The organism is Armatimonadota bacterium (assembly GCA_031459765.1).
Classification (GTDB): domain Bacteria; phylum Sysuimicrobiota; class Sysuimicrobiia; order Sysuimicrobiales; family Kaftiobacteriaceae; genus Kaftiobacterium; species Kaftiobacterium secundum.
In genome coordinates, this window is sequence record JAVKHY010000028.1 from 1 (window position 1) to 6,319 (window position 6,319).

The 6,319-nt window shown below is 69.1% G+C and carries 7 protein-coding genes and 1 pseudogene; 3 read left to right on the plus strand and 5 right to left on the minus strand.

What is annotated here, in order from left to right:
* Positions 1-683 (minus strand): hypothetical protein (locus QN141_14175; GenBank protein MDR7559624.1); only part of this gene is annotated, 683 nt, incomplete at its 3' end.
* A 6-nt stretch (positions 684-689) separates the two neighbouring features.
* Positions 690-1,868 (minus strand): FAD-dependent oxidoreductase, encoded by a 1,179-nt coding sequence (locus tag QN141_14180; protein MDR7559625.1) that lies wholly within the window; start codon positions 1,866-1,868, stop codon positions 690-692.
* A 130-nt stretch (positions 1,869-1,998) separates the two neighbouring features.
* On the opposite strand from QN141_14180, the pseudogene QN141_14185 reads away from it, so the two are divergent.
* Positions 1,999-2,283, plus strand: a pseudogene (locus QN141_14185) (DUF488 family protein).
* A 5-nt stretch (positions 2,284-2,288) separates the two neighbouring features.
* Here the strand turns inward: QN141_14185 and QN141_14190 are convergent.
* Complete coding sequence (locus QN141_14190) at positions 2,289-2,954, minus strand: hypothetical protein (protein MDR7559626.1); 666 nt, start codon at positions 2,952-2,954, stop codon at positions 2,289-2,291.
* A gap of 652 nt (positions 2,955-3,606) precedes the next feature.
* Between QN141_14190 and glnA the strand changes: the two genes are divergently transcribed.
* A complete protein-coding gene (gene glnA / locus QN141_14195; GenBank protein MDR7559627.1) occupies positions 3,607-5,064 on the plus strand; it encodes a type I glutamate--ammonia ligase in 1,458 nt (485 codons plus the stop codon).
* 102 nt (positions 5,065-5,166) lie between these two features.
* Here glnA and QN141_14200 read toward each other — a convergent pair whose 3' ends face one another.
* Complete coding sequence (locus tag QN141_14200; GenBank protein ID MDR7559628.1) at positions 5,167-5,697, minus strand: thioredoxin family protein; 531 nt, start codon at positions 5,695-5,697, stop codon at positions 5,167-5,169.
* Between the two features lie 15 nt (positions 5,698-5,712).
* On the minus strand, positions 5,713-6,030 hold the full coding sequence (locus QN141_14205) for a thioredoxin family protein (protein ID MDR7559629.1): 318 nt from the start codon (positions 6,028-6,030) through the stop codon (positions 5,713-5,715).
* A gap of 101 nt (positions 6,031-6,131) precedes the next feature.
* On the opposite strand from QN141_14205, the gene QN141_14210 reads away from it, so the two are divergent.
* The coding region (locus QN141_14210; protein ID MDR7559630.1) for a metallopeptidase family protein at positions 6,132-6,319 on the plus strand (188 nt) is incomplete at its 3' end.

The following is a 6,319-nucleotide window of genomic DNA, read 5'->3' on the forward strand; positions in this document are numbered from 1 at the left end:
AGGCCGATCAGGCGCAGGTGGGTCCCCTCCAGCGACCGTCGGGAGGTGAACCGCGGCAGCAGGTAGTAGGAGACGCCGACGATCAGGCAGCCGAACCATCCCAGCAGGCCCAGGGTGAGGTGCACCGTCAGGCCCGGGGGCCGCAGCAGCGCCGGCCAGAAGGCGTACCGCCAGTTCAGCCCCAGCAGCAGTCCCCACCCCGTGACCAGGACGAGGGAAGCGATGGCCGCGACCACCAGCGTCAGCGCATCGTTCCACCGCGTCCGGCGGCGTGCGACCCAGACCGCGGTCAGGGCGCTGGCGAGTACGCTGGCGACGATGGCGCCGCCTCCGGTGATCAGGACGAGGGTCGCCCGCCACCAGAAGCCGGAGGCGAGCAGCGCCACGCCGGCCAGGTGGACGGCAAACTGCGCGACGACGAGGGGTCCGGGTTCATGGCGCACGCCGGCGGCGGCAGGGAGGAGCTGGTGGAGCGCACCCAGGGCGATCATCGTTCCCCAGCCGAGGGTGACCAGATGGTTTGCGGCGAGGACGACGGCGCTGCGGTGCTGCAGCAGGGCCAGTTTCGGGGAGGCGAGCGCGACCGCCGCCGCCACCCCAGGGAAGGTCAGCACTGCGCCGACCAGGAACAGGCCCGACCGCGTCAGGCGGGGGCGGTCGGGGGGAAGCCAGCCCCGGGCCACGTCCTCCTACGCGGGCAGACGGCCTTTGAGGTCCCGGGCCGTGAACGGGCCGGGTGCGGCGATCAGCGCGCGCGCGTGCGTCACCTGCTCCCACACATTCCACAGCAGGACCGCCCGCACGCGCCCCTCCTGGAGGTAGTAGACGACCCCTTCGCGGAAGGGTTCTTTCCAGTCCTCGACGGTCTGCAGGCGGCTGCTGAGCTGGCCCACCGCTTCGTACCCGAGGTCGAACAGATCAGAGTAGAAGAAGGGCAGGTGGTGATAGGGCTCGGCGGCCCCGGCCATGTTGCGGCCCGCCGTCATCCCCATGACGTTGGCGTTGTCCTCGTGCTCGACGCGGAGGCGCAGGCCGAGGGCGGGACTGAAGAAGCTGGCCACGTCGCCGGCGGCGAAGATCTCCGGCCGCTCGGTGCGGAGGAGCTCGTCCACGACGATCCCGTTCTCCACGCGCAGTCCGGCGGCCCTGGCCAGGCCCGTCTCGGGCTCGATCCCGATGCCGGCGATGACCCCCTCCACCTCGAGCGCCGCCCCGTTCTTCGTCCGCAGGAGGTAGCCGCCGCCCCCGGGCTCCAGGCCCACGATCTGCTCACCGGGGCGGACGTCGACCCCCCTATCCCGATAGTAGTCGTTGAGGAACCGGCTCAGGCCCGGCGGAAAGATCAGGGCCCCGATGCCTTCTTCGGGAAAGACCATCGTCACCGACTTTCCGTGCATGGCCAGGGCGGCGGCGATCTCCGAACCGATGAAGCCCCCGCCGATCACCGCAAAGCGCTGTCCGCGCGCGCTCAGCGCGCGCAGACGCTGATAGTCGTCGTAGGTCCGGAAGTAGATGATGTGGTCGCCTCCGAGGGGGAGGCGCCGCGGCGTCCCGCCGGTGGCCAGGAGCAGTTTCTCGTAGGTGTAGGTCTCGCCCCGATCATCGACCACGGTGCGTTCCCGGGGATGCAGGCGCACCGCTGCGCGGCCCAGGTGGAGCGTGCTGCGCAGCGCCTCCGTGTCCCGCCAGATCTGGTCTTCGGGCTGTCCCTTCCACAGGCCCTTGGACAGCGGGGGGCGATTGTAGGGACGGTGGGATTCGGCGCCGAGCATGCCGACCGTTCCGGAGGCATCCACTTCCCGGATGCCCCGCACCGCGGCGTCCCCGGCCATCCCTCCGCCGATGATGAGATAGGTGTAGTGCGGCATATCCGTCGCCTCCCCCAAGCGGTGCCTCCCGACCACTTCTGGCTAAACGCGCGGTCGCCATGCCGGATTCCACCGCTACGAACCGGACGCCGATCACTGTGGCCAGCCAAAGTTCGGTACAATCCGGTTGATGATACCCATTCCTCGCATCACGATCAAGCGCGTGTACGAGCCCCCGTCGCCCGACGACGGATCCCGGATCCTCGTGGAGCGCCTCTGGCCGAGGGGGATGCGGAAGACGGACCTGGCGCTGGACCGGTGGCTGAAGGCGGTCGCCCCGAGCCCGGCCCTGCGAGCCTGGTACGGCCACGAGCCGGCGAAATGGCCCGAGTTCCGCCGCCGCTACCTGGCGGAGCTGAGGCGCACCGAGGCCTGGCGGCCGCTGCTGGACCTCGCCCGACAGGGACCCCTCACCCTGCTCTACAGCGCCCGCGACCCCGAGCGGAACAGTGCCCTGGTGCTCCGAGACTTCCTGGCGGACCGATTGCGTCCGGCGGGCTCCGCCGGCCGCGGGCGGGCGGGCGACTCCCCGGGGAGAGCCAGCCGCCGGGCGGGGAGACGGCGGCGCCCGAGAGGGGGCGGGGGGCAAGAAATGTGAGCGTCGGGTCTATTCTCCCCACTCCCCCCACTCACCGGAGGGAGCATCTCGACGGCTGAGAGATCGAGTCGGTCGAGGACGACCGGTGGGAAAGCGGCGACGTCGGGGCTGATCTTGGGTGCCTTCTCCTGCAGCACCTCCTCCTCGGTAGGCAGGGGGTCGAGGGTGTAAAACTCGTCCTCCACGCGGCCGTGGAAGTTCTCGACCATGCCGTTGAAGCGCGGCGCGCGGACGGGGATGGTGAGGTGGCGGGCGCCGTAGCGCTGCTCGACCAGCCGCGTGAAGGCGGAGGGACGCCGGGCTTCGACGTGGCCGATGAACTCGGTGCCGTTGTCCGTCTGCGGGCTGAGCTGCGTCACATCGACCCCGTGGCGGAGGAGGTGCTGGAAGAGCAGGTGGGCGAAGCGCAGGGAGTTGATCTCCGAACGTTCATAGGCCAGACAGACGAAGACGATGCCGGTGGTGACGTCCTTGGCCGTGTACTCCACGCCGGGGAGCCGCTTGACCAGGCCATGGGCGTGGAGGATCCGGTTGATCGTCGCGGTCGAGCGCCGGAGGCCGCGGCGGGCCAGCAGGGCCTGGATCTTGTCCTGGCCCAGGCGAGGATTTCGGCGGCGCAGGCGGACGCCCTCGTGCTCGATGGCCAGGGGGTCTTGTGGGGTGGGACGTGGCCGGGGCGCTGACGGTCCCCCAGAGCCTGCCAGCCCCCCCGGCGATGGCGCCGGACCCAGAAGCGGGCGGTCTTCGGGTCGCAGCCGAAAGCCCGGGCGGTCAGGGAGAGGTTGCGATGGGCGAGGAAGTGCGGGATCAGACGGTGGCGAACGCCCTGCGGGTGGCGGGAGTCGGCGATGCGCTGACGGTAGGGCTCTGGGGACATCTCACACCTCGACGAAGGGCTGAAGATTGATGCGCTGTTGGCGCACAAACGCCTCCATCCTCCTCACCCACGAAGATGGGACGCGGGTGGGGGTTTTGACCCGACGAGTCCGGGCGGGGGGCGAAAAATCTCTTGACCGGCTCCTGATCCTGCTGGTATCATCCGGAGCAAGATTTCCATAGACGGTTCCGGGCCACGGCGCCCTCCAGAGCGGGGCGCCGTGCCGCATTTTTGGGGCAGGCAGACCACAGGAGGCGGGGTCGATGAAGGAACAGGTGCGCAACCACATCTCCGACCGGACGATCGCCAATCCGTCACAGGTGATCGAGTTCTGCCGGGCGCAGGGCGTGCAGATGGTGGACTTTCGCTTCACCGATCTGCCGGGCACCTGGCAGCACTTCAGCGCGCCGGTCACCGAGCTGGACGAGAGCATGTTCGTGGAGGGGGTGGGCTTCGACGGCAGCAGCATCCGGGGCTTCCAGCACATCAACGAGTCGGACATGATCCTCCTCCCCGACGCCGCCACGGCCACGATCGATCCGCTGCTCCGGGTGAAGACACTGCTGTTGACCTGCGACGTCTACGACCCGGTCACCCGCGCCCGCTACACCCGCGACCCCCGCTACGTGGCCCAGAAGGCCGAGCGCTACCTGGCCGCCTCCGGCATCGCCACCACCAGTTACTGGGGCCCGGAAGCGGAGTTCTTCGTCTTCGACGACGTCCGCTACCACCTGAGCCAGCACGAGGCGTTCTACGCCGTGGATTCGGCCGAGGGAATCTGGAACTCCGGCCGCGACGAGAAGCCCAACCTGGGCCACAAGCCGCGGCACAAGGAGGGCTACTTCCCCGCCCCGCCGGCGGACAGTCTGCAGGACTTTCGCTCCGGCCTGGTGCTCAAGATGCAGGAGGCGGGGATCGACGTCGAGGTCCACCACCACGAGGTGGCGTCCGCCGGGCAGTGCGAGATTGACATGCGGTTTTCCACGCTGACCGACATGGGCGACAAGCTCATGCTGTACAAGTACCTGGTGAAGATGTACGCCCGGGAGCACTTCAAGACCGCCACCTTCATGCCCAAGCCCATCTTCGGCGACAACGGTTCCGGGATGCACTGCCACCAGAGCCTGTGGAAGGACGGGATCAACCTCTTCTTCGACCCCCAGGGCTACGCCCAGACCAGCCAGCTGGCGCGCTGGTACATCGGCGGATTGCTGGCCCACTCCGCGGCGCTGATGGCCTTCTGCGCGCCGACGACGAACAGTTACCGTCGCCTGGTTCCGGGCTACGAGGCGCCGGTGAACCTGGTGTACTCCATGCGGAACCGCAGCGCCGCCGTGCGCATCCCGGTCTATTCCACCAGCCCGCGGAGCAAGCGGATCGAGTACCGGCCGCCCGACGGCAGCGCCAACCCTTATCTGGCCTTCGCCGCGATGCTCATGGCCGGACTGGACGGCATCCGCCGGCAGATCGATCCCGGCGATCCGATGGATGTGGACCTCTACGAGCTGCCCGAGGCGGAGAGCGCAAGGATTCGCCAGGTGCCGGGGTCCCTGGACGCCGCCCTGGCGGCCCTCGAGGCGGACCACGCCTTCCTGCTGGAGGGGGAGGTCTTCACGAAGGATCTGATCGAGACCTGGATCGAGCAGAAGCGGAAGAAGGAAGTGGACTTCGTCCGGATGCGGCCGCATCCGGCGGAGTTCCACCTGTACTACGACGTGTAGCGGGGCACGGGCGCCCGAGAAACGGCACGCTCGATCTCCCGAACCGCGGAAGGGCCCGCGGACGGCGACGAACGCCGTGCCGGTGCTTTCAGCCCCGCGGGCCTACTTCCACTTGATGGTGCAGCCGACCGGCGTGGTCTCCGGGACGGGGGGCAGCCGCCCGGCCAGGAGCGCCTCCAGCGCGTCGCGCAGGTAGGGGCGGCGCACCGCCGCGGGATCCTCGTAGTTGTCGTCGGGAGCGCCGTGGTAGCGCAGCAGGCGCTGCGCGTCGAACAGGAAGATCTCCGGCGTCCGGGTGGCGCCGTAGGCCCGGGCCACCTCCTGCGTCTCGTCGAAGAGGTAGGGGAAGGGATAGCCCTTCGCCTCGGCGCGTTCGCGCATCTTCTCGAAGCTGTCCTCGGGGTACTTGGCAGGATCGTTGCTGTTGATCAGGACGAATCGCACGCCCCGGGGCGCATACTCCCGCTGTGTCTGGATCAGGCGGTCCTCCCAGGCCTGCGCGTAGGGGCAGTGGTTGCAGTGGAAGATCACCCCGAAGACCCTGGCCTCGGCGAACTCCTCCGGCCGGTGGGTCCGGCCGTCCGTGCCGGGGAGTGCGAAGGGGATGAGCCGGGATTCCAGAGCGATGGCCATCTCTCCGTCACCTCCTCAGGAGCCCGCCACGCGGCGTCGCAGCTGCGTGCGGATCATTTCCTTCGTCGGGAGCGGGCTGACGCGTCCCTCGTCGGTCACATAGACGCGGCAGGAGAGGCCGACCGGCGTCCCCGCCGTGGGGAAGAGGTCTTCCCCGTTCACGCGGATTGAGGGCGACCCCGGGAACCCCAGGGCCCGGGCCTGCTCGTCGGTCTCCACGCGGATCACCCGGACGGACGCGGCCATCCCCTCCTCGGTGAGGACCGCCCGCAGCCGGGCCAGCGCCTCCTCGTGCGAGGGACACTCTTCCCAGTACAGGAACTCGACCTCCATGCTCTACCGGGGGCTAACGTCCGGGTCCGCGGATGTTATTTCGGCCGCAGGGGAAGGTGCCGGAAGATCGGGAATACCGATTCCCGTGGGAGGCGGCGCCGATGAAACTCTCACGCCGGCGGTTCGAAGCGCTGGTGGCGCGGGCCCTGGATGCGATCCCCGAGGAGATCGCGGCGCAGATGCGCAACGTGGACGTCGTGGTGGAGGACTGGCCGAGCGAAGAGCACTACGAGCGGTTGGGGCTGGCCCCCGACGAGTGGCTGTTCGGCCTCTACGAGGGGACGCCGCT

Coding starts and splice junctions, on each gene's coding strand:
- QN141_14180 (MDR7559625.1), bottom strand. CDS start 1,868: ATGCCGCACTACACCTATCTCATCATCGGCGGAGGGATGGCCGGGGAC.
- glnA (MDR7559627.1), top strand. CDS start 3,607: ATGAAGGAACAGGTGCGCAACCACATCTCCGACCGGACGATCGCCAAT.
- QN141_14200 (MDR7559628.1), bottom strand. CDS start 5,697: ATGGCCATCGCTCTGGAATCCCGGCTCATCCCCTTCGCACTCCCCGGC.
- QN141_14205 (MDR7559629.1), bottom strand. CDS start 6,030: ATGGAGGTCGAGTTCCTGTACTGGGAAGAGTGTCCCTCGCACGAGGAG.